At 47.0% G+C, this 23,713-nt stretch carries 21 protein-coding genes, 2 tRNA genes and 1 other RNA gene; 4 read left to right on the forward strand and 20 right to left on the reverse strand.

Annotation, left to right across the window (positions count from 1 at the left end):
* Nucleotides 1–33 precede the first annotated feature (33 nt).
* The 17 genes from ACWQXP_RS17080 to ACWQXP_RS17160 form a co-directional block, all read right to left on the reverse strand.
* Entirely contained in the window at nt 34–246 is a 213-nt protein-coding gene (locus ACWQXP_RS17080) for a hypothetical protein (protein WP_454064069.1), read from the reverse strand.
* Nucleotides 247–474: 228 nt separating this feature from the next.
* Nucleotides 475–936, reverse strand: a complete 462-nt coding sequence (locus ACWQXP_RS17085) for a c-type cytochrome (RefSeq protein ID WP_454064070.1) — start codon at nt 934–936, stop codon at nt 475–477.
* Between the two features lie 266 nt (nt 937–1,202).
* Nucleotides 1,203–1,661, reverse strand: a complete 459-nt coding sequence (locus ACWQXP_RS17090; RefSeq protein WP_454064071.1) for a c-type cytochrome — start codon at nt 1,659–1,661, stop codon at nt 1,203–1,205.
* Nucleotides 1,662–2,546: a helix-turn-helix domain-containing protein gene (locus ACWQXP_RS17095; protein ID WP_454064072.1), complete on the reverse strand. Its 885-nt coding sequence runs from the start codon at nt 2,544–2,546 to the stop codon at nt 1,662–1,664.
* A gap of 118 nt (nt 2,547–2,664) precedes the next feature.
* On the reverse strand, nt 2,665–3,579 hold the full coding sequence (locus ACWQXP_RS17100) for a PfkB family carbohydrate kinase (protein ID WP_454064073.1): 915 nt from the start codon (nt 3,577–3,579) through the stop codon (nt 2,665–2,667).
* A 7-nt stretch (nt 3,580–3,586) separates the two neighbouring features.
* Nucleotides 3,587–4,480, reverse strand: a complete 894-nt coding sequence (gene mtnP / locus ACWQXP_RS17105) for an S-methyl-5'-thioadenosine phosphorylase (protein WP_454064074.1) — start codon at nt 4,478–4,480, stop codon at nt 3,587–3,589.
* A gap of 34 nt (nt 4,481–4,514) precedes the next feature.
* On the reverse strand, nt 4,515–5,543 hold the full coding sequence (miaA, locus tag ACWQXP_RS17110; protein ID WP_454064075.1) for a tRNA (adenosine(37)-N6)-dimethylallyltransferase MiaA: 1,029 nt from the start codon (nt 5,541–5,543) through the stop codon (nt 4,515–4,517).
* Between the two features lie 16 nt (nt 5,544–5,559).
* Nucleotides 5,560–7,371 carry a DNA mismatch repair endonuclease MutL gene (gene mutL / locus ACWQXP_RS17115; protein ID WP_454064076.1) on the reverse strand — a complete coding sequence of 604 codons (1,812 nt, stop codon included), beginning with the start codon at nt 7,369–7,371 and terminating at the stop codon, nt 5,560–5,562.
* A 65-nt stretch (nt 7,372–7,436) separates the two neighbouring features.
* Nucleotides 7,437–8,348 carry a tol-pal system protein YbgF gene (gene ybgF / locus ACWQXP_RS17120; protein ID WP_454064077.1) on the reverse strand — a complete coding sequence of 304 codons (912 nt, stop codon included), beginning with the start codon at nt 8,346–8,348 and terminating at the stop codon, nt 7,437–7,439.
* A gap of 188 nt (nt 8,349–8,536) precedes the next feature.
* Nucleotides 8,537–10,405 carry a hypothetical protein gene (locus ACWQXP_RS17125; RefSeq protein ID WP_454064078.1) on the reverse strand — a complete coding sequence of 623 codons (1,869 nt, stop codon included), beginning with the start codon at nt 10,403–10,405 and terminating at the stop codon, nt 8,537–8,539.
* 34 nt (nt 10,406–10,439) lie between these two features.
* The gene (locus ACWQXP_RS17130; protein ID WP_454064079.1) at nt 10,440–11,498 is read right to left on the reverse strand and encodes an OmpA family protein; all 1,059 of its coding nucleotides are present in this window, start codon (nt 11,496–11,498) and stop codon (nt 10,440–10,442) included.
* A 47-nt stretch (nt 11,499–11,545) separates the two neighbouring features.
* Nucleotides 11,546–12,895 carry a Tol-Pal system beta propeller repeat protein TolB gene (tolB, locus tag ACWQXP_RS17135; RefSeq protein WP_454064080.1) on the reverse strand — a complete coding sequence of 450 codons (1,350 nt, stop codon included), beginning with the start codon at nt 12,893–12,895 and terminating at the stop codon, nt 11,546–11,548.
* Nucleotides 12,892–14,436, reverse strand: a complete 1,545-nt coding sequence (locus tag ACWQXP_RS17140) for a TonB family protein (RefSeq protein WP_454064081.1) — start codon at nt 14,434–14,436, stop codon at nt 12,892–12,894. Before ACWQXP_RS17140 ends, tolB begins: the two co-directional genes overlap by 4 nt.
* 14 nt (nt 14,437–14,450) lie before the next feature.
* Nucleotides 14,451–14,888 carry a biopolymer transporter ExbD gene (locus tag ACWQXP_RS17145; protein WP_454064082.1) on the reverse strand — a complete coding sequence of 146 codons (438 nt, stop codon included), beginning with the start codon at nt 14,886–14,888 and terminating at the stop codon, nt 14,451–14,453.
* On the reverse strand, nt 14,885–15,607 hold the full coding sequence (locus tag ACWQXP_RS17150) for a MotA/TolQ/ExbB proton channel family protein (RefSeq protein WP_454064083.1): 723 nt from the start codon (nt 15,605–15,607) through the stop codon (nt 14,885–14,887). Before ACWQXP_RS17150 ends, ACWQXP_RS17145 begins: the two co-directional genes overlap by 4 nt.
* 90 nt (nt 15,608–15,697) lie before the next feature.
* Nucleotides 15,698–15,775 (reverse strand) — tRNA-Asp (locus tag ACWQXP_RS17155).
* Between the two features lie 133 nt (nt 15,776–15,908).
* Nucleotides 15,909–15,984: transfer RNA gene (locus ACWQXP_RS17160), tRNA-Val, on the reverse strand.
* A 191-nt stretch (nt 15,985–16,175) separates the two neighbouring features.
* Here ACWQXP_RS17160 and ACWQXP_RS17165 point away from each other — a divergent pair.
* A complete protein-coding gene (locus ACWQXP_RS17165) occupies nt 16,176–16,970 on the forward strand; it encodes a tetratricopeptide repeat protein (RefSeq protein WP_454064084.1) in 795 nt (264 codons plus the stop codon).
* A 32-nt stretch (nt 16,971–17,002) separates the two neighbouring features.
* On the opposite strand, the gene ACWQXP_RS17170 is transcribed toward ACWQXP_RS17165, so the two are convergent.
* Nucleotides 17,003–18,877, reverse strand: coding sequence for a LysM peptidoglycan-binding domain-containing protein (locus tag ACWQXP_RS17170; RefSeq protein ID WP_454064085.1), 1,875 nt, complete (start codon nt 18,875–18,877; stop codon nt 17,003–17,005).
* A 472-nt stretch (nt 18,878–19,349) separates the two neighbouring features.
* The gene (locus tag ACWQXP_RS17175) at nt 19,350–19,688 is read right to left on the reverse strand and encodes a 4a-hydroxytetrahydrobiopterin dehydratase (RefSeq protein WP_454064086.1); all 339 of its coding nucleotides are present in this window, start codon (nt 19,686–19,688) and stop codon (nt 19,350–19,352) included.
* 800 nt (nt 19,689–20,488) lie between these two features.
* Between ACWQXP_RS17175 and ACWQXP_RS17180 the strand changes: the two genes are divergently transcribed.
* From ACWQXP_RS17180 to ACWQXP_RS17190, 3 genes are all read left to right on the forward strand, one after another.
* A complete protein-coding gene (locus ACWQXP_RS17180) occupies nt 20,489–20,818 on the forward strand; it encodes a hypothetical protein (protein WP_454064087.1) in 330 nt (109 codons plus the stop codon).
* A 279-nt stretch (nt 20,819–21,097) separates the two neighbouring features.
* On the forward strand, nt 21,098–21,658 hold the full coding sequence (locus tag ACWQXP_RS17185) for a hypothetical protein (protein WP_454064088.1): 561 nt from the start codon (nt 21,098–21,100) through the stop codon (nt 21,656–21,658).
* Nucleotides 21,659–22,342: 684 nt separating this feature from the next.
* Nucleotides 22,343–23,095 (forward strand): Tll0287-like domain-containing protein, encoded by a 753-nt coding sequence (locus ACWQXP_RS17190; protein WP_454064089.1) that lies wholly within the window; start codon nt 22,343–22,345, stop codon nt 23,093–23,095.
* Nucleotides 23,096–23,262: 167 nt separating this feature from the next.
* On the opposite strand, the gene ssrA is transcribed toward ACWQXP_RS17190, so the two are convergent.
* Nucleotides 23,263–23,613, reverse strand: a transfer-messenger RNA (tmRNA) gene (ssrA, locus tag ACWQXP_RS17195).
* Nucleotides 23,614–23,713: the final 100 nt, after the last annotated feature.

The raw sequence follows: 23,713 nt of genomic DNA on the forward strand, positions 1-23,713 counted from the left end.
TCTGATCCGTGATGCCGTTACACGCGCCTGTATTTATGATTCTGCGGCTGGCGCTTTCTTGGCAGCCGCTTTGGCTTCTCTCGCATTTGTGCTTCGAACTTTTCGTTGAATACGCTTGAGGCGTTTTCGAAGTGAGCGAACTGTCCGGTTTCCCTGTGTGTCTTGATTATTTGTTTTATGCTCTTGGATCTTCGTTTGCAACGTTTGCCTGTCTTCATCCAGTGAGCGTGTCTTGGATTTAGTCATACGAGTGTGGTACTCCCTTAGCTACATTGAATTGAGACGAATGAAAGCACTATTAGCAGTCTAATCAAGAAATTCAGGACCTGTCAATATCGGCAAGTAGGAGAGGACATTTTTTGAGTTACAGTCAATAAAAAAACCCTGCCCAGCTTCATTACTGGGCAGGGTTTTTTTTAACGTATTTCAACCGAGGGTATTGTCGTGATTTCAATTCTCGATTAAAGTATTCTTTTACTTTTTACAAAGACTTCGCTCGTAAGCAATGACTTTCCAGGTTTCGTCATCGTTGATGGCACTTGGATTCAAGGAGACCATCCCGGTTCCAGGGCTGCCATTCTTAATGACCCAGAACATTTCACCATCTTTCCGTTTCTTGTGGAATTTACAATTCGTGAAGTCACGAGGCCCTGGGGTTAACACGGCTCCTGCTGGTCCGTCTCCTTTTCCTGATTTACCATGACAGTTGACGCATGTGCCTTTTCCTTCAAAAATTTTCTTTCCTTCGGCGATAATCTCGTCGGATGCTTTGGCGGCTCTTTTGTACAAATCTGTTTTCATTTTTTTAGCCGCTCCGCGTTGGTCTGCTGGAACGCGGGGCTTAAGTGGATCCTTTTCAGGGCCGGCAATGGCCATACCTGCAGAGAGAAACAACACAGCAGTCAAGAACCCAGTCGCACGCAAAAAGAGCTTCATGAAGGCCTCCTTAACTTAACATTAAAAAATAGAAACAACGTTAGCAATAAAATCTTACTTCATCACAAAGTCTAGAGTCAGATGAGGACTTTGTAAGTCGTGAAAAACTCACAGGCTTTCCAATATATCAACCATATTTTCTTGCTGTCAAGGAAAGATCTAAAAGTGAGCTGCGATATTGAATTTAATATGCAACCAGTGGTGTTTTGCGTGCAAATGAGGGACTATTCATAAGTAATAATAACCAATTCTCAAAGGATTTTTGGCTATTTTGGACAAAAGGTTCGAATATACGGAATCACGCTCCAAGCCTCATCTTCGGTAATTGAAGGTACCATGGGAGGCATTGGCCAGCTTCCAAATTTGATGACATAGAATAATTCGCCATCGGTTCGCTTATGTTGAAAGAGGCAGTTGGTAAAGTCACGCGGGAGCACTGGGAGGAATCCTGCGGAAATCCCGTTGCCTTTGCCGTTTTTCCCATGACAGTTGACACAGACACGTTGGTAGATGTTTGAGCCGGCTTCAAGTATTTCGCTTGTGGCATCGTGTGAATCCTGATACATCGGGGCATGCAGGCTTCTGTAATAGGCACGGTGCTCGATTGGAACGCGAGGTTTGAGTGGTTTGTGTTCCGGTGGTAGGGCGAAGACCGTGGTGAAAGCGAATAGCGTGAAGCTCGTGAAAAGAATGCTAATACTGAGGGTCGTGGGCTGACTCGTCATTTAGGGTTTCAGGACAACTTCACGTACAACTTGACCTGGTTTGCCGAATGGTCCTCGAGGTTCTCCATTAAGCTTGACGACAGATCCGGCTGCATTGCCCAATGTAAGCGTGAATTGCTGTTGTGCTTCCCAAGTGGCCGTCTGCCCAGGTTGTAAGAGGGCTTCTTTTGGATCATCGTTATCAGACTTGACCACAACCCACGTAAGTTGAGTGGCCTGAATTTCAAGACGAATAGGATCAGTTGACGTCGAGATTGATTCTGCAGGGGCTGCAGAGGGTGTTGGCGTTTCTGGAATGGCAGGAGGTGGAGTCAGGGGACTCAGGTCGAGATCAGCTTGAGACTCTTGATCAGTGAGGGGGAACTTCTCTTCTTCCAGCGGTAAACTGTTGAGTTCCGTTTCCTCTGGCTGAATCTTGGGTTTCTCGACATTGGCTAGATCGGGAGAAGCCATTTCCGAATGTTCTTGATCTGGTGATGGGCTCGGTGGAAGGCTTTGTTGCTGGCTGGGTAACAAGAAGCCTAAAGCAACTAAAATAATGATAGAGATAATAATGACCAGATTTCGATTGAGCTTTCCTCGCTTTTCTTCTTGAATTTGGAGTTGAGCTTGATGCTGGGCCTTTTGCCCCTGTTGGTAATATTCACTGGAGCTTTCCGAGAATCGACGTAAAGTATCGTCTTCACTGATCCCAAGAGACCGCGCATACGTTCGAACAAATCCTCGCGTAAAGACTCGTTCCGGTAATAACTGGAACTCTTCGTCTTCTAAGGCTTGAAGAAATTTGGATTGAATTCTCGTGAGCGAGGCAACCTGATCAAGGCTCAGACCTTGGGTTTCGCGAATTTTTTTGAGATGGACCCCAATTGAGTCGGACGAGGTCATCGTAGGTTCATCTTGGAGATTGCTCATGCTAGGACTTTGCGGTGCTTAGGCCCGGTATACGTTGCCAATCTCTCGTCGATAAAGAGAAGGCAAGAAATACTCAAAAATTGCGACGGCGTCATGAAAGGTCGTCAAAATGGGTTAGCCGTTTAAATTCTCGAAACCGGTCGTCAATTTCTTTTCGGTCTAAATGACGAAGACGATCCAAGCTAAAAGCTTCGACATTAAAAGAGGCCATGACACTGCCATAAACGATGGCGCGTCGTAACCCTTCGTCCGTCAGATCTCCCGTTGAAGCCAGGTGTCCCATAAATCCGCCGGCAAATGTATCGCCCGCACCAGTTGGGTCTTTGACTTGTTCAAGTGGAAACGCCGGAGCGCCAAAAACTTGTTTGCCGGTAAACATCAACACTCCGTATTCACCTCGCTTGATGATCAGGTGTTTAGGCCCCTTCGAAAGAATCTGTTTGGCAACTTGAACGAGATTGGGATCTTCCCCAAGTGCGCGAGCCTCGCCGTCATTGATGATTAGAATATCAATCTTTTCGAGAACTTTCCAGAGTGCATCACGTTTCCCGTCAATCCAAAAATTCATCGTGTCACAGGCGACGATTGATGGCCGCGTGACCTTATTGAGCACATCCATTTGGAGATCGGGGTCAATGTTCCCAAGAAAAAGCATATTGGGGTTACAATAGGCTTCTGGAATTTTAGGGCGAAATGTTTCAAGGACATTGAGGTGAGTTTCGAGAGTCTGGGCCTCGTTCAGTTGGTAGGTGTATTCACCTTTCCAACGAAAGGTTTTCCCATCTCGTCTTTCTAAGCCAGCCAGATTAATGCCACGTTCTCGCAAGAACGTGAGGTGCTCTTCGGGAAAGTCTTCTCCCACAACGGCAATCAAATCTACGTCTGTAAAAAAGCTCGCGGACGTGGAAAAGTAGGTTGCGGACCCGCCTAAGACATCATTGGCCTCTCCGAAGGGTGTCCGTACCGTATCGAATGCCATTGAACCGACCACTAATAAATTTCCCATGATAACCTTATCCCTTCGTAGTCTGTGCTTTACTCCATTGTCGAGCAAAGAAAAGTTGGTATCGTTTTTTGACTGATGTGGTAATGGATTCTGGTGCTGTCACAAGTGCATGCTCTAATGCCGTTTGACATGAACATTGTGGCGTTTCAGGAGCTAATCTGATCGAAGCTTTTAACACTTGCTGGGCGACCTCGACGTTTTTGTGCATGATTTCAAGAATGGCGCCCACTGACACCGCTTCTTCTGTTTCGTGCCAGCAGTCATAGTCTGTCACCAACGCCAATGTGGCATAACACAACTCGGCTTCCCGTGCGAGTTTAGCCTCTGGAATATTGGTCATGCCAATGATATCAACACCCCATTGGCGATAGAGCTTTGATTCGGCTTTGGTCGAAAATTGTGGGCCTTCCATACACACATAGGTTCCTCCCCGGTGTACCGTGGACCCAACCTCCTGTGAGGCTTTACCTAGTGTGGATGAGAGCGTTGAGCAGATTGGCTCAGCGAACGAAACATGGGCGACGACCCCCTGCTCGAAGAAGGTACTCAAACGTTGCGTGGTTCGATCAATGAATTGGTCTGGTAAGACCAGGTCCCCAGGCTTAATCGTTTCTTTCATGCTTCCCACAGCACTAATGGAAAAAACTTGTGTGACTCCGAGCGACTTCAATGCATAGATATTCGCGCGATAATTGATGGCGGTTGGTGAAATTTTGTGGCCGCGACCGTGTCGGGCTAAGAATGCCACGCGTCGACCTTCAACGAAGCCAAGGACGATACGGTCGGAAGGTGAGCCAAACGGTGTTTTGACCCGGACTTCCCGAACTCGTTGAAGCCCTTTCATGTGGTAGAGTCCGCTTCCGCCAATGATCGCGATATCTGCTTGAGATTTTTTAGCCATAATGAGGAAGTGCCGAAAGATAGACGGCTAGGCGCTAGCGTGCTGACGAAGCCAAGTGCTGAGCCCCTTGGGTCTCTCTCTGATTGAGTGTGGATAAAAATGTTCGTATCTGTTCGAGGATACGGTCGGTCATGTGAGTTGTCGATTCCTGTTTCTGTCGGTGAACCCACGTGACGAAAGGTTCTTTTCGAAACCAGGTCATCTGACGTTTGGCAAAGTGCCGTGTGTCGCGTTTGAGCGTGAGAACGGCTTCATTGTAGTCACAGTTGCCGGTGATGAATTCTGCCATTTGTCGATAGCCTAAGCTCTTCATGGAACTTAGACCAGGATGAAACCCTTGATTCAGCAACTGTTCTGTTTCTTGAATGAGGCCTTTTTTAATTTCTAATTCTACACGTTCCTCAATGCGTTGATAGAGATGTTCGCGTTCCATGTTCAACCCGACAACGAGTGATTGGTAGGGCGTTTCTTGAAATCTATGACGTTGATGGGCTTCTGAAAGTGGGATTCCCAGAGCGTAATAGACTTCGATCCCTCGCTGCACTTTCACGTAATCATTAGGGTGCAGTTGTTTGGCTAAGACAGGATCAATCAGCGACAGTTGCTGATGGACGTACGCAACGCCTTTTTGTTGCGCCTGGGTATCGAGCTGTTTTCGTAAGTTCCAATTGGCGGCTGGTCCAGACCAGAGTCCGTGTAGTAATGCTCGAATATAAAGGCCTGTCCCTCCTGCAATCAAGGGAATTTTGCCTTGTTGGTGAAGTCGCTCAATTGACGATGCCGCCAGTCTTCGATAATCGCCAACATTAAAATGTTCATCAGGGTCGATCAAATCAATCAATTGATGAACCACGCCTTGGCGTTCTGCCATGGTCGGCTTATCCGTCCCAATATCCATCCCCCGATAGACTTGCCGGGAGTCTGCGGTCAGAATTTCCGTCCCAAGGGCCTTGGCGATTTCGATAGCGATTCGACTTTTGCCAATAGCCGTTGGCCCCAGAAGCACGATGACGGGCTTCGATGTGGGTGTAGATGAAACGGAGTACATTATCGTTTGTAACACATGTGAAGAGCAGTTCTCATGCACGACCGAAGATTTTATCAAGTTCGTGGGGAGAAAATCGCAAAGCAATTCGACGGCCATGTGGGCAGGTCATCGGATGTCCCTCTCTGGCCCAATCGATGACCAAGGCCTTTATTTCAGGTTCGCTCATTGGCCGGCCGGCTTGTACTGCGCTTTGGCAGGCCATTGAGGCCAGGACGGGTCGAACTTTGGCATCCATTGAGTCTTGCGATTTCCATTCTGCTAAATCTTCAAGCACATCTTGAATGAGTGTGTCGTAGGACATTGCACTGAATATGGCAGGTACGGCTCGAATGACAAACGAACGGCCTCCGAATTGTTCGATTTCTAACCCCAGTTTTGCCAATTCCGATAGGTATTCGGCTAAGAGATCACACTGATGTGGTGGAAGATCGATGGGTTCTGGAATCAACAAGGGTTGGGTCTCAATTCGGCGATGCTGCCATGCTTCCCATAGCCGTTCAAATAGGACGCGTTCATGTGCCGTGTGCTGGTCGATGATCTGAAGTTCCCCATTAACCTGTGCGATGAGAAATGTTTGATGAATTTGACCAAGCGACACGACCTGTAGCTCATCTGGATTCTGTGCATAGGATTGCTGAGACTCCTGGGATGTTATCTCTTGAAGCGTTTCTCCGCTTGTCGTCACGGTTTTGACCATCTCAGGCATGAACAAGGAAGCCGTTGCCTCAGTATTTATCGCGTGTTCAGGCTTTCGAGAAAAAACTGGTGTCGTGGTGTGTTGAATCGCAGATGTCGGGCCAGAAGGTGGCTCGGCAGGCTCAAGTCCGATATTGGCATTCGTCTGATTTTTTAATGGCTGTCGTATGGCCGATTTGATGACCGCATGGATCACATCGGCCTGAGAAAACCTGACTTCGCGTTTTGCGGGGTGAACATTGACATCGACCGCAGCATGAGAGATGTCAAGAAAGAGCACAAACGCTGGATGTCGGCCTTTCGGTAAAAATGAGCCATATGCTTCATACCCTGCATGGGTGATGGTGGTATTTTTAATCGCCCTTCGATTCACAAAAATTTCTTGGGGTGTTCGACTGGACCGGGTATGGTAGGGACTGACGGTCAATCCGGTCACTTGAATGCCGGCCTCTTCATATTGAATGGGCAGCATCCGGTCGATCAAACGGGTACCGTAAACTTGAACGAGCCGGTCAAGACGAGTAGGCGTTTCAGGATAGTCGAAGACGGTATGCGCATTATGTATCAAGCGAAAATGCACTGAATGATGGACCATGGCTGCCTGCTGAACGGCGAGGCAGATTCGGGAAAATTCTGTTCCGACAGATTTGAGAAACTTTAATCGTCCAGGTGTATTAAAGAACAGATCTTTGACTTCTATTTGTGTACCTTGGGGTGCCGGTTTTTCTTGGTTTGACCAGGCAACGGCCCCTTCCGATTGAATTTCCGTTCCTACGACGGCTTCCGAGGACTGCGTAAGAAGTCGGAACCTTGAAACGGAGGCAATGCTGGGGAGTGCTTCTCCGCGAAAGCCTAACGTCTGGATGTTTAGTAAATCAGATTCTTGGCGCAGCTTGCTTGTGGCAAATCTGTGACAGGCTAGTTGTGCATCGTTTGGGCTCATTCCGGAGCCATTATCCGTGACACGAATCAGTTGCCGTCCCCCTTGCTCGACCGTAATCGTGATTAAGCTACTGCCCGCATCTAGGCTGTTGTCAACAAGTTCTTTAACGACGGCAGACGGACGTTCGACGATTTCACCAGCGGCAATACGACTGGAAACGGTTTCAGGTAGAATCTGAATGTGACAAGAGGATGTCGTCTTCACAGTGTTCGATGTCGTAACGAAGGGTAGAGGTTAGATGAGGAATAGAGGTGTCTTTGGTCTGTGATTCACTGGATTTTCTCAATTTGCTCTTTGGCTAATGCGGCTTCCGACGAGTCTGGGTATTCACGAATGACGCGACTCCAAACCTCTTTAGCTTGCGATTTTTGGTCACTGTCCTTCATGACGAGACCTAACTTTAATAAAGCGATTGACACGTACTTGCTCTCTGGGTATTCCTTCAGTAAATGCTGAAGTGCTTGCGTGGCGGCATCATATTCTTTTCGAATGTAATGTGAATCGCCAAGGTAATAATACGCTTGTGGGGTTAAGACCGCTGTGGGGTATTGTTTTAAAAAACGACTGAACTCGACCGTCGCACGTTCATAGTGACCATTCAAATATACTTTGTATGCAGAGCGAAAAACCGACGCTTGACTGTTAGGCCCTTGCTTGGTTTTTTGCCCATTAACATGGTTGTTCGTTTGGTCGGTCTGCTGGTCGGAAGAATTTTTCTTTTTGTCAGACAGAACAACCGGTTTGGTCGCAACATTACGTTGTTGTTGAAGCATGTTGTCGATTCGGGATTCTAGGGCTTTGGCACGAATGGAAAGATCTTGATCTCGTCGTTGAGCCGAAGCGCGAGACTGCTCGATTTGTTCTCGGAGGCTTGAACTCGTCCGTTCAAGTTTATCGAGTAAATTCCGAGTGTCGACACTGGCCTCTTCTTCGGTCTTTATCAACTCTCCTACCAAGAAATCATGTTCATCGACTTGTGACTCAAGGGTCTCAATTCGATTGATGTATTGCTGCTCCCGTTTTTTGAAGTCCCCCTGTTGTGTCTCTAAAATTTCGACTTGTTTTTTGATATCAGAAAGATTGAGATCAGCCGCACACCCACTTAGCCCTACGAGTAAACAGAGTGCGCTGCTAAGTATGCTTAGGGATCGACCTATGCGTGTGTCTAGCTGACAGTTCATCTCTTCACCATCGTTTCATGAAAAAAGCGCTGGTCTTATGAAAAAAGCCCGTATATAAAGATTTTAGCAGGAGATATTAGAAAGAGAAAGGGCTCTCAATTGGATGGCGCAGATCATCCACCGTGCTTTGCTCAAGGATTGAGGCATTCATGCCAAAACACGACGGAAAATATAGAAACTTACTACTATTACTTCTTGCCCCGACTGCTAAGAAGATTGACGCGTTTTGCTAATTCGGACAATCGAGACTCATGTTGATCGACGCGTCCACCGAGCTTCGTTCCAATCGTCGTGACGACATCTCGAAGTTGATTGAGGCTTTTCGTGAGCTGGTTTAAATGCGCAATATTGGCTTGCGAGTCTTCCGATGAGCCCTGAGTACTCTGGAAGTCCGTCATGGCTTGGTTGAGTTTTTTGCTTTGTACATTGATTTTTGATCGGAGATTTTTATCAACTTGTTCTAAGGCAGACGCAACAGACTGAATACCGGCATTGACCTCGGAGAGATGGTTGTTCATGGCTTGCCCATCGGCATCAAGCTTGCCTACTAACCCTGATTGATGAACTTCAAGCTCTTGAAGGCGTGTATTCATCTTTTGTAACGCTTTTCGCATTTCGTTTGAGGATTGAGAAGTCATTTCCAGAGTAGAGAGATTGGCCTCAAGGTCGCCTTTGACTTTTTGAATCGAGTCAATGGTTTTGGAAAGATCCTGAATTTTCTGTTCCTGGCTTTCAAGTCGTGTATGCAATGAGGCATTGGTATTCTCCAGAGCTTGTGTGACGGAAGCGACGCTCGAGTTTACCTCGGAGAGGTGTTTTGACACGCTTTGCGTGTTGCTTTCAATTTTTTGCGTGAGGTCTGACTGATGTGATTCCATCAGATTAAGCCGTTCGTTTAACCGTCCGGACTCTTGCATAAATTTGTCACCTCGCTCACCTAAAAGCCCCCCGACAAATTCTTGCTTTTCTTTGAGTGAGCGAACTGACTGTGTTAACTCATCAACTTGTCCCGTATTACTTTGCGTCTGAGTTTCAATGTTTTCAACCTGACTTTGCAGCGTTTGATTCATAGAATTGATACTTGCCTTGACATCTTTCTCCAAATACCCCCGCAAGGCTTGGGTGTCGGCATTTAATTTTTCCGTGAGTGAGTTCACATGGGTTTCGAGTTGCTTGAGGTTCGTTTCCAGGGTCGTAACCTGTCCTCCCACAAGGGTCCCGGATTTCTCCAGTGCTCCACGGATTTGCCCGACAGACTCAGATACATCTTGAAGGTTGGTTTTATGAGTTTGCACCTCTGTCTCCAAAGAGGTGAACTTGTCATCCAAGCTGGTGAACTTGTTATCCAGACTGGTGATTGAGGTGTTGAGTTCATCGATTTTTTGATCTAGCTGATTGCGGAGCTCGGTGTTTGCTTGACTGGCTCGTTCCGTTTCCTGAACCAGTTGACTTCCAAGTCCTTCCATCGAATCCTTGAACGAAGAGAGAGACGTTTGAAAGTCAGAGAGCTGTTGGTTTCGAGTTTGACTATCTTCGTCAATCTGCTGGATCAAGGCGGTTAGCTGACCTTGGGTGGAGCCTGTTTTGGATTCAAGTGTCGTTTCGTGTTCACCAACCTGAGTTTCGAGTGTTTGAAATCGATCATTGGCTTGTGACGTTTGCGCATCGAAATCTTGCCTGACATTTTTGACTCGAAAGTTGAGTTCTTCAATGTCACCAGTCAATGTCGTGAGGTCGGCCTCTCGTAAGGCTTTGAGTTCTTGCCGTATTTCAGCGCGTGCACGAAATAAATCTTTCATGGCCGCACTTTGTTGCGTCTGTAATGATTCGGCTTCTTCCCGATTAGTGGAAATGATTTCCTCGAGTTCCTGCTTATCCTGATTTAACTGTTTGATCTGCTCTTCCAAGTCTTTCTGCACTCGTGCAAGGTCGGCTTTTTGAGCCACGCAGCCCGAAAACAGTAGAGCCCAAAAGATGACTGCAAATCCGACGAGGTAGGAATACGGTTTGGGACACAGTTGATAGGTTTGTGCAGGTATCAGTCTCGAGTTCATCATGAGTGCGTATTACTCCACATAGGCTCGAATTGTATTATGGGTTTTGAACAAGTAAATGGCCTCGACGATTCAGTTGGTAGCAGACTTCCGTAGAGTCTGAACAAAATGGCTTATCTTTTCCATACGAAATAATAGAAACTCGTTCCGGTGTTATGCCTAACTCGACGAGATAGTCACGAATGGCACCAGCTCGTTTTTTCCCTAACACAAGATTGTACGCTTGCGTGCCGCGGATATCCGAATGCCCTTCCACTAAAAGCTTGGCGGCATGAGTTTCTTCAAGCCACTCAGCTCCCTGTTCCAATGCGTGTCGTCCTTCTGAGGTCAGTGTCCAGCTATCAAACTCAAAAAAGATGTCTGTGAGACCAGCGGCCAGGGTTGCGGCTTCTTCAGCTTTAATTTTTTCAAATTGTTCACCAAAGGTATCAGACGGGTCTGCTTTTGCCACAGCGATATTTTCCGGCATTTTTTCGATCGGTAACGAGGATTCTTCATTTTGGTTGTCAAATGCTGAGGAGTTTGAGTCACTTGGTGTATCGAACTCGACGAGAGGTGGGAGGTCGTCAGAGTCAGAATCGCTTAGATTTGAACCGCCAAGTCCATCGTCGAATGAAGGAGATTGCGACTGAATCCCTTGTCCCGCGTCTTCGAATCCTTGTCCCGCGTCTTCGAATCCTTGTCCTGGGTCTTCGAATCCTTGTCCTTGATTGTCGTCAGGTAAAGTTGTCCCGTCATTAAGGCCTGCAAACAGGTCGTTCTCCGATTGAGAGTCTGACGGTTGCTCTAACGGCGCGACATCATGAGTGAAATCCAGGGGCTCAAGGTCGTCGGTTGGAGAGGCGGCCACATCGATCTCTTGATCTGAAGAGGCCGTATCGTCAACGTCTTGATTTCCCAACCCCGATTCATCGAGTCCTGAAGTTTCCATGCCACTCTGATCATTAGATGTATCCAGATCCATGGCCACTTCTTCTTCTCCGGGTGAACCGGACATCGTCGAGACGTGAAGGTGCTTTTTTCCGCAACCAGAACTGATGAGGAACAGTATGCCTAAAATAAGTATGATTGATGATGTTTGGTACGTTGGACGCATAATCTGTGCTCCTTTTGCTGAAGATCACTCCGATGGCTGAATAACGGTCACAATGGTGACCATGTTGGAGAACTATGATGAGTTCCACCTGATGTTATCTGTTCGACTCCTGTCCCGTCACTATTAATGAGGTAAATATGGCTTTTTCCTTTTCGTATTGAGCTAAATACCAAGTGCCGACCGTTGGGGGACCATGATGGAGAGTCGTCAATACTTTGTCCCGAGGTTATCTGAACGTACCGACTGCCATCTGGAGTCATGCGGCACAGCTTAAACCCTTCTCCTGAAATTCTACACACAAATGCAATCCAATCGCCACGGGGTGACCACGTTGGCGCGGCATTATAATCACCCTTAAACGTCAATCGCCGTACATTTGATCCATTGGCATCCATCACATAGATTTGTGGACGTCCCCCACGGTCCGATGTAAAGGCAATTTTTCGCCCGTCTGGCGACCAAGAGGGGGAGAGATCGGCACTTCGATGAGAGGTGATTTGTTGAATATCCGTGGTCTCGAGGTTCAGAATAAATATGTCTGAATTTCCTTCTTGAGCCGAAGCATAGCTGAGGTGTTTCCCATTTGGAGAAAACACCGGTGTAATATTTAAGCTGGCTGGCTCAACCAAGACCTTTTCCTTGCCTGAGGATAAGGTTCGCTGGAGGATTTGTTGTTTTCGTTCGCGGTAGGCCGTGTAGACTAAGGATTTTCGATCGGGAGCCCATGTGGGCATCAGGTTTAAAAAACCATCTGCTGTGACTTGCTGTGGACCATACCCATCGTAATCCATCACAAAAAGTTCTCGTCCATTTCCCTCTTCGGAGACGTAGGAAATTTTGGTTCTCGCGATCCCTGGCTCTCCAGTGTAACGATAGACCAGTTCATCAGCCCACCGATGAGCCATCAGACGGACGAGGGGATCCGTCACTTTGAGCGAAAAGTACCGTTTCCCAAGAAGAAACTCTTTTGTACCCGAATCATGAGCGCAGGCGTCAAACACCAGGCCCATTCCACCATTTTCGGTTCGACCAACTCCAACCCGTCCCCACGTCGAAACGGTCACTCCCTGCTTTGACGCTTCAGCGTGATTTTCTGGGCCAACACATTGACTTTCAGAAAATTTCCCAGGGGTGAGGGGAAGGTCTACAGGGGAAAATATCTGAGATCGTGTGAGGTCAGCTTTGAGTACCGGTACGACTTGCTGATGAATCTTGGGGGATGTTGCGCCATCTAAGTTGCCGCTCCCAAATTGCATGACCCAGATTGGAATACGTTGAAAGTCTGATCGTGAGGCTTCGAGGAGCGCATCTTGTGCAAGAGATGAAGGGATCATCCAGAACTTCCCAACGGTCAATACAGCAAGAAAGAGTATAAGACTGATGACAATTCGAGTCATGAGAGAGACTCTCCTATTCTAAATTTATAAAGAACGTCGAGATATGATGAATTCATATCTTTAGGGAAGGGAGGTAACGGACTTGCGGCTTTGACGGCTCGTTTGGCAGCCGCATCGTAATATCCGTTTCCCGACCCCTGTTTAATGCCAAGATTGATTACGTCGCCTGATGGCAGGACTCGAAACTTTAAGATGACTTGTGGATGATCTTCGTTAAGTGAGACGCGGGGCGCAACCCACTGCTGCTCTATCTTGGCTTCGATCAATGCCAGATACCGATTCTGGCCGGCGGAACTTTTGGGTGTGCCCGATCCGCTAGACGAAGAGTCCGCTTCTGGCGCAGCCTCGACCTGGACCTGCAATCGTTCTTTCAGTGATTCGATTGGTGCCACGTCCGGAATCATCAGCTTGGCAAGCTGCTGGTCGATCTCGGACTTTAATGATTGAGTCCGTGTGGGGTCGGGTTTGGGTTGCGGAGCTTGCGCTTTGGGTTCAATCGCACGTGCTTGTTTTGGCTCTTTAGTTGGGACTGGTCGCAGCTTTGGGATTTTCACTGTCCCAAGAACTTGCTTTAATGAATCGGCCAGACGCTCCTGTTTGATGGGAGGTTTTTGAACTTTTTTCTCGGTCGGATCAGCTTTTGTAAAAGGTGTGTGAGTTGGAGGCACGGCCAGCTTCAGTTCTTTGGGGGTTTTCTTTGTCACTGACCTTTTCCGGAGCTTCGGAACCTTGACCGATTGAAAGGTCTTTCGAAAAGAGTCGGAAAGTTTTTCAGTGTGTGGTTCTGGGCTCTCTTTTCGTTCCGCACGTTTGAACGGTAGTATCGGTTTCAGTGTTGGCGCCTCAGGCGGAGCCTTGAGGGATTGAAGTGTGTTTTTGGTTTCCTGCCGAGAAACTGGTGGTGGCTGTGTGTCCGGAGGAGGAGCCTCTTGACGTACAGAAGGTGAGGGTGGTTTTCGTGCAGGTTCAGGAATTGAGACGTAAGGTTGTGGTGTGAGACGTTGAGCGCGAGATAGTTTTGGGGCCGTGGTCGGGAGTTTAATATTTTCTAATGCGTTTGGCGTTTCAGGTTCGGATTCCGTGGGAGGCGGAGGTGGCGTTTTGGATGGGGTGGATCGTTCATTGGGAACGATCACGGACTTCACGGCTCCCGAGAATGAGTCTGAAAGTCGTTCCGTTGCTGCCTGTGTTGGAAGTGGAGTTAACGGCTCAACTTTAGGTTCAGGAGGACGTGCCTGTTGCTTAGGTGGTGGCGCAGGTGCTGCTTTTGGTTGCTTGGCTCTGGCTGTGGGCCTGGCTTTGGTTTTTGCTTTGGTCTTTGCCGGTGGGGCTTCAAGGTCAGATGGGTTGATGAGGGACACTTCATACGAATGGAGAGGCTGTTCAAATGTTGGTGCAAATCTCAAGGTGATCAAAAAAATGATGATCAGCGCATGAAGGGCGAGTGATCCAGCGAGCCACCATCGTATTGAAGAGTCTTCGCCTGAAATACTTGGCGATAACCCCAATGAAATGAGATTGGCTGGACCGTCATGTGTCATTGGTGAGAGGGCAATTAAGAGGCGTTCCTAACCGCTTGTCTATCAATCTGCTCTGTTTTTGGTCCTGTCACCATTCCAAGCCTCTCAATCTTTGCGCCCTTGATTTCATCCATGACTTGGACGACTGTTCCATAGGGAACCGTTTGATCAGCTCGAAGATACACCGATACCAGGGGATTCGCTGCTTTTGCTTCACGGAGTTTGGCTCCGAGTTCGATCGGACTGATGGTCTCATTGCCTAAGAAGAGCGTTTGGTCTGGTTTGATGGTCACCACTAACCGTTCTTGGGCTTTGATATTATTGGACGAGGATGTGGGAAGCGTAATGTCGAGCCCACGATGAAGCATGGGCGCAGTCACCATGAAGATCACGAGCAGGACGAGCACCACATCCACTAATGGAATGACGTTGATTTCTGATAGAAACCGTCGATTTCTTGATTCTGAAGTCATTGAACTATCTCGGCCGGTTCTTTGGTTTCCTGATTGAGTTCTTGGACAGAATTCAGAAACTCAATGCCAAATGCTTCGACACGAAAGACTGTCTTTCTAATTTTAGCAAGGAAATAGTTGTATGCAATGACGGCTGGAATGGCCGCAAATAGGCCGGCTGCCGTTGCAATTAAGGCTTCTGCGACACCAGGAGCAACCGAGGCGATGCTGGCGGATCCTTGTACGCCGATTTCACGAAAGGCACTAATAATCCCAAGAACCGTCCCCAACAGCCCGATAAAAGGTGTGAGGTTTCCAGTGGTGGCTAAAAAGGGGAGGTAGGCTTCTTGATGGCTAATTTGGTTTTGAATGATGTGTTGGGATACTTTTTCCAAATACTGTTGTTCTGGGAATCGATAGGGTTGAGACTGCTCAAGTTGATGGCTGGTATCTAACAGGTCAGAGGTTGAGGGAAGGCGATCAATAATGCCCAGGTAAACGGCTGCGCTAGGACTCGCCTCAAAATCTTGAGCCTGGATTCGAAGCTCACTCACTTCCTGTTGCCGTATCTCATAGGCTCGTAAAAATTGCGTATCCTCTTCTTCGATCGTTCTAAAGCGTTTCCATTTGTGCACAATAATGGCCCAGGATACGACCGAAAAGATCGCGAGAGTGAGCAGAATGACGATAGAAAGGGATCCGAGCGAGCTAAGCAATTCCATAGGATCTGCAAATAACATAATCGGTATCTCCGCCTCCTACTTACGATAGGTCGTTGATGAATCTAACCAGAAACTCTCTAGGTAAGGTAGTCTCAAATGTGGAATGGATGGCGGGGCCGACGGGATTTGAACCCGCGACTTCCAGATTGACAATCTGGCGTCCTAACCTGGCTGAACGACGGCCCCGTTTAATCCTTGGCAGGGCAACATGCCCCTTCATTAGCCACCGAGGAAGAATGGTTGATACGTAGTCTATTTGATTGTTGGGATCATCACGATGTTAGACTTGCAACATCTGAATACTTCAACAGTCATCGGCTGGTAGGCGGAACAGGGATCGAACCTGTGACCTCTGCCGTGTAAAGGCAGCGCTCTCCCAACTGAGCTATCCGCCTAATTTTCAATGAAAATACTGTTCGACTCCACAATTATATCAGTCACCAGGTCGTTGTCAACTAGAAGGAGAATCTGTAGAGAAACATTTGACATGTCCACTATGGGCTAAGTATAAGCACGACCAGTCTTGGACACCACAAGATGACACTCTGTCAAGTTTTTAAAACCCTTCTGAGCAGGATCTGAAATTATGACCTATAAGATAAAAACCGATACCCCCTCAGGCGGCATCATGGATGAAACAGAATTGTTGAGTCGAAAAGATCACTTTCTACTTTTTGTTGAACAAAATAGGAGAATTGTGTTGGGGGGTGTGTTTTTGATCGTTATGGCAGGTGCCATTGGCGGGGGAGTGATGTGGTACGAATATCGTCAGACCCAAGAGGCATGGGAGTTGGAAGGACAGGCCCAAGCACACTACCTGGATCGTTCTCTCGATGATGTAGAGCAATCTAAAGAAAGCGTGAGTAAGGCTGCAGACGTCTATCGACAGATTCTTCACGATTATCCAAGGACCGTTCCTGGGAGGAATGCGGTTTATCTCTTAGGGAACAGTCTGATGGAGCAAGGCGACTATGCTGGTGCGATCGAAGCCTATCAGCAATTTTTTGAGCAATATGGACGAAATGCGATGTTACAGGGGCTTGTCCGTCAGCGATTAGCGTATGCGTATTTACTCAGTGGTGACAGAGAAAAAGCCTCACAAGCGTTTACGGATATCTTGTCGGCTTCTGATGTGTTCAATAAAGACCAAGCGCTGTTTGAGCTCGCAAAACTCGAAGAGGCTGATGGTGCGATGGATGAGGCCTTGACTCGTTATCGAGACTTATTGGAAAAATATCCTGCTTCTCCCTATGCAAGTGAAGCTTCTCTTCGCGTTCAGGTCTTATCCCCAGAAGAGGAAAACGCTGAATCGACTGAGCCGGCCGAGACTCCAAAAAATGAATTCCCCAATGAAGAGAGCAGGAAGACGGAAGACGAATAAAGTCTGAGGTATTGTTGGGAAACGAAGGCAGGTTATTGGCTGACAAGCAGAAGCTTACCAGCCCTTATCACGCTTGTGGTCAGATTGTTCAAGACTTTTAAGTCTGTTACGCTTACCCGAAAACGTTGGGCAATTGTCCAAAGACTGTCCCCTCGACGAACGCGATACCATTTTGTTTCATTGCTGCGTGGGCTTGAAGACGGAGCTTTTCCCCTCACCTGTAATTTATCTCCGACATGAATGAGATGTCCGGATAGCTTATTTAGGTTTTTCAGCGAGCGAGTTGTGGTCCCAAATCGTTGGGCAATTTTTGATAAATTGTCCCCTCGTCTGACCGTATACCATCTGGCTTTAAGGTCTATCGGAGCATCATGGCCTCTAACCCTGAGGCGATCACCCACTCGAATAAGATTTCCAGAAAGTCTATTCAGATTTTTTAGGGCTCTCACTTTCATGCCGAATCGTTTTGCTACCACCGAGAGGCTGTCCCCATAGCGTACTCGATACCATGTTGTGGCCGGCGGTGGGGGTTGGGTCCATGGCTGAATGAGGTCATGCTGTTTTTTGACTAGCGAACCTGTGCCTGCTGGGACCTTGAGGGGGTAACCTTTTCGAAGAGCTGGTACGATACTTCGACGAAGTTCTGGGTTCAGTTCCCTGAGATTCTCAAACGAAATACCTGTTGTTTTGGCTACGGCCTTGAGATGGACCCGCTTATGAATCGACACTTCATCATACGCATAAGGTTCAGTCGGTTTGACGGAAAATCCATAGTCAGTAGGATGTGACGCAATTAATGTCGCGGCGACAAATCGAGGCACGTATTCTTTGGTTTCTCGCCTAATGTACCAAGTATTGCGAATTTTCCAGAAGTCACGACTTCCGGTTCTTCGAATGGCTCGACTGATCTTGCCTCCCCCCGCATTGTAGGCCCCGAGTGCCAGAGGCCAAGAGCCGAACCGGTCATAAAGGTCTCGCAAATGATGCGCGGCAGCAATCGTCGACTTGACGGGGTCTCGACGTTCATCCACGTACCAAGTCACATCAAGTCCGTACATTCGGCCTGTGGCCTTCATGAACTGCCAAGGCCCTGACGCGCGGGCACGTGAATACGCGCGAGGGTTAAAGCCGCTTTCAACAAGCGAAAGGTGTCCGAGTTCCGTTGGTAAGCCAAATTCTTTGAAAATTTGCTCGACGAGATCTTGGTATTTGGCGTATCGATCTAAATAACTTTGAAAACGTTCAGGGATCCCATTTTGAAAATAATTAAGATTGCGCTCTACATGCCTATTGAGCACAAGCGGGACGTTCCCATAAGGGTGAGTCAGTGCTGAAGGTGCATAAGGTCTGTCATGTTGAAATAATGGCTCATAGCGTTGTAAAGGATTAGCCAGGGTTTGTTCGGCGTTTTGCCCTGTTTCCAGATCAAGGCGAGTCCATGGCTGAGCAGACGAATTCACCAGGGTTGGAATGGTGAACTCAACATTATAGTCATAGTCCGAAACCACCTCGGAAGCGGACTCAGCTTGAGTTTCAGTTACCTCTTGAGTCGTTGATTCTTCATCAAGGTTGGACTGCAAGGGAGAGGCTATCTCGTTGCTAGATTGAACAGGGGCGGTCTTTGTCTGTTGAGTGAGATGATGAGAATCCATCGATTCAATAACAGCTTCTTTCGCCATTTGATAAGATGGCAGGTCCTGGAGCGTTTCATCATTTTTTGGTGAATGATTCCAACTAGGTTGAGTGGTCTCAGACTTGGCGGAAGAGACGCTGAGTTGGGAGATTCTGTCATAGGGAGGCTTGGTTGATTGTCCGAATGCAGGCACGGTGAAGCACAGCCCACAACAGGAAATAGCCATCAGGTAGTTTAAAGACAGTCCACGGCTCTTTCGAATTTTTTTTGCCAACTTGGTCATTCTTATAAGACTTTTCGGTTATTTCCTGTACAACTTTACAGCGTACTAATCAAAGGCAAAATTGTCAATCTAAAGGATGAATTAAAGTTGAATCGCCATCTCTCGCTCACATTAACGTGCCAGTAAGAATTGTTCTTTCTATCCAATATTCACGGTTATATGTGATTCGACTTCAGAGATTGTGAGGTGATCAAATGGCTAGTGTGTTGTGCTGATCTTTTCCAACTCGCATATGGAACTGTTTGTGAGTCAGAACCGTACCCCCGATTTTCCTTGCAGAGTGCCATGATGTTTTATAGAAGGTGAAAAACAAGAGAGAAACGGAGATGGGTAAGGTGACGCGTATGTTCTTTGTTCATTGCATGCTCAAATATATGTCAGTACAGGGTCGCATCAAAAAATATGTTTAAAGATTATGACGTCTTCAATATCTATTGACGGTTCATGCTCTGGAAATCCATCGTCAGCCATTGGACTCGAAGGCGCGATCGGCCTTGGCGGCCATAAAGAAATCGCTTTCCGTGAGCCCATTGATTTTGTGTGTCCAGATTTCAATTTTACATTTCCCCCATGCCAGATAAAGGTCGGGATGATGTCCTTCGGCTTCAGCCACTTCTCCGACACGATTCACAAATGCAAGCGCTTCGGCAAAATTTGGAAATGTGTAGAGGCGTTCAAGATGGTCATTAGAATTTAATTCCCACCCCTTTCCCAATTGCCCTAATAGTTCTTGAACCTCTGCTGGCTTTAATGCTGAGATTCCACCTTTGCAGGGTACGCAGTCGTTATCAGCAAGACTCATAAGAATAACAGCTCCTTTATCTTATGGAAAATTTAAAAACTGGAGCCAAATTATAATCGGGTCCGGACACTACACGCAATTCAATTTAACAGCAGATTTCGGGCGTTGATCCATGCCGAACATACCCCTACCCCCTCAAAAGGGGAATTGAGAATGAATGCACGAGTGAGTAAAGATTTAGAGTGGCACATGGTATGTCATTTTTTATTTGCATGGAGAGAATAAGGAGTCATTAGATAGATTGTAATAGTGGTGACTTATTGTATTCCTAATTAGTGTGAAATTTCTAATGTCAAAGGAAGCACTCATCGTATTTTATGGAATCTTTGCCCCATATCTATTCGCGGCAGTTACTATTGTCGGTTGTTATTTGCATCTTTGGATTAAGACGCATCAAGTCCGATCACACGCATAGAAGTCGGTTGAATCTGAAGCCGCATGAAGTGTCGAAAGAGGACTTTTCCCACCTGAAGCCTGAAGAAAAATCCTTGCAGTAGTAAGCCAGACAGACTTAATTCTTTCGTTTGGCTGAGCTTCAATCTTTCTTTGAACAATGTCTTTAGTTCTCCATTGAACTGCCTCTAATCAGAGGCAGACCTGAGAAGAGTCTTCTATGTATACTTTCGACTCATAAGTCATTCGTCCAGAGGTCTGCCTCATTAATTTTGATTCGTGAGTGAGTAGTTATTGACAAGTAGACTACCGGTTCCCAAAATTCCACTGAATTTCTTTATTTGAGCAAGTCGCTCGATTCAGTGAACAAATGTCTGTGGTGTCACTCTGCTTTCAGAGGAGTACTCATGAAAAAGCTACATCTTGCAATCGGTGTTTCTAATATCGAAGCATCAGTCGAAGAATATTCTCGTCGATTAGAGCAAACGGCTGATGTTGTCATTCCTGATCAGTATGCATTGTGGCGCACTCAGACGCTTAATGTGTCTATCCGCAAAGTTGGAAGTGCTGCTGTTGGACAGTTACGGCATCTGGGGTGGGAGAACTCTGAGGCCACAGCATTGACATCAGAAAATGGTGGAGATCATATTCTGTGGGAAGAATTTTCCGCGGAACAACAAGCTCAGGAAATTGAGAAAACCTGGCCTGGAACAGGCTATAATCCAAGGTCGTTATAAAAAAATATCCCCGAGGGGTGGGTCAGTGTTCCTTTTGCCTCACCAAATTTCTTGTGTTGTGAGGCCTGCGCGAAATACGATATCATCTTGGGTGGTAAAGCAAGAATGCGTGGGCTATGGATATGGTTGACATTCTGTTTTTATGACAGGTAGACATGTGATTCATCCTTTTTTTTACGATGTAGTCTTGTTTAGATAGAGTTTTGCTGGATGATGTGAGTCGGACACGAGCAGTTACTGTATTAAATCATCAATATTTTTTGACGTTGGGATGACGGTATGCCGGTAAATGTCTTGAAGAAAAAGGGGGCCAAAATGAGCCTCCGGGAAGCGCAGGATCGGATCGTAAAGCTCAAGAACCTCATGCAGAGCAATAATCCGCATGAAGCAGAGTTAGCGGCCTCACGTTTGAAAGCTTTTGATATCGAGATTGCCAGGTATCCCAAGCGAGAGCCTAGACTTTCCCAGGTCGGAAACAAGGGGGGGATGAAGTGGTCGACGGCTATCATTGAGGTGCTTGATGACTTGCCCGAGAGACCACATCATGACCTTGGTGTGGTTGAAGTCGAACAACCGCCAAAGCAGAAAAAAGTGGACTGGGAAGAGTTGCATGCAGAGCTCAGGGAACGAGCCAAACAAATTGGAGCTGACGTGCTCGTGAATATCCATTTGAAAGGAACGTTGCAGCAACGGATATTGTGTGCCACCGCACTTCGCTATCTTACTCCCGTAGAAATTGATGAAATTCAACAGCAAACAAAATATGAGGATGACGAGAAGGCGTACTGGGAAGAGCAGAAAGAACGTCGAGATGAATCGTTTGCTCCTGGGATCGACTAATTGCCGAGTATTGAGTTTTCTCGAAATGCTCATGAATTGAACATCAAGATTGGATAATAAATCCACTCAAGGTGTACATTTCGTTTTCCTCTTGTAAGTTTGTACCTCTCCTCATCTAGAATATTTCCAGTTTTTCGAGACTCGTAATAAAAGAATTTTTAACTATTCACTTCATAGCTACTGAGGCTGCAGTGGGTATACTCGGTTCAGTGCGACGAGCTGGTCACTGATGGGGTGAGCAAGAAAAAGGCTATTCTTTTGCACGACTTTGTGTGAAATGATTGCCATTTTCCTAGAATCCTTCACATGTTAGGGGGGGATATGTCGTCTTACACTGCAACTCAATCTTTTGGATTTTCTGCAGACGTGCGGCTCTTTCGGCAAGACTCTATTCATCGAAACCATTGCATTCCGTTCTACAATCGTCTTTATCTCGAAAAATATGTAGAATGGTATATATGCTTAAATGGAATCAGCCATACTCACCGATTTCACGCCTTCTCTCTCTTTATATTTTTTGCCTCATGGCGTAAAGGAGGATATCTCCGGACAGTTTCTCGTTTCTGATTGACAATTCTTTGAGGTATGTATTTCTGGACTTATGTAATTTTCTAAATAAATTTTCAAAGAATTGTTGTCCGATAAATCATAAACGGTCTCGTGATTTTCTCACGGAGGTGTCTGATGAAAAACATGTGCTGGGGGCTTATGCGGAGGTGGGTGGTCGTCTGCTGTGTGGTAAGTATTCCAGGGATAGCCTATGGCAACGCAGATCTCGTCGAGACAGGCCGATTGTTAGCCAAATTATTAGACGCTGGTCGAATAACTATTGGGCATAATCAGGTTGTGATCAATGACTCAAGTCTGGGAGACAAAGGATTTACTCCCGAGGTGTTCGAAGCGCAAGTCATGGCCTTTTTTCAAAAAGAAACAGGGGTTGACCTGAATCGCCTGCAGAGTGCCGACGTGCCAGACCCTGCGAAGCCACTTTTGGATAGACTGTTAAATGTTAGTAAAGAAACAGTCGCGAGTTATCAGACTGTGATCAATATTCCAGGAGTCAAATACAAGGGTTTAATTCCAGCTACCTTCGGAACTGAAACGGCAAAGCGATTCCGGAACTGGTCGAAGATCTATTTAAAACAAACAGCTCCTGATCATTTTCTCAGAAACCCTCAGAATAAGGCAGACGGGTATGAAGCAGAAGCCATGAAGGTCTTTGCGGCATCGCCACCTCGTGACCGGCAAGCCATTTATAGCAGGACGGTTGATGAGGAGAGCAGTGTTCGCGTGCTTATGCCGCTCTATTATGAAAAGTCCTGTCTCTCCTGTCACGGAGGACCAAAAGGAGAAAAAGACATCTCAGGGTATATGAAGGAAGGCGGTCATGAAGGAGAATTGGCCGGAGCGATTAGCGTGAAATTGCCTCTGCCCTAAGTAGAGTATTGTGATATCCAACTTTCCCACCTCTATTAGACAGTTCTTTCACGTGTGAGAGAACGGCTTATGTGTGTGTCCTGAAGAGATGCTTGGAAATATGTTCAGAAAGTTTTTTAAAAGAAACAGCCTCTGAGTAAAAAGCCACTCAGAGGCTTTACAGGTTATGGTGGAGGTGGCGGGAATCGAACCCGCGTCCGAAGACATTCAGCGCAACGGCCCTACGTGTGTAGCTGATGATTTAGTATTCGCATTCGCCCACGCCCATCAACTGGCTTAGAACGTTTGCTAGCCCAGAAAGTTCTCATCCGCCACCGCTGAGCACCGGTATTGGACCAGCCTGCAAAGTGACGCCTCTTCCCGACCCGCAGGCTAAATCGAGAGAGACGCCGCAGTCAATTAAGCTGCGAGAGCCAATGGTTCGTTGGCACTTAATGGTTTCCCGAAGGTTTAACGAGACTCCGAGAGCTCGACACGCTCCGTTGACCTCTTGATCCCCGTCGAAGCCAGTCACCCCCTTTGTGTCAGTTGGCAAAGTGGTCTTCCCCTATTACTATAGCTCACGATTTCTGCATTTACCAGGAAGGATTGGTATCGTATGTGCTTAATTGAAAGATA

The organism is Candidatus Nitrospira salsa (assembly GCF_965152625.1).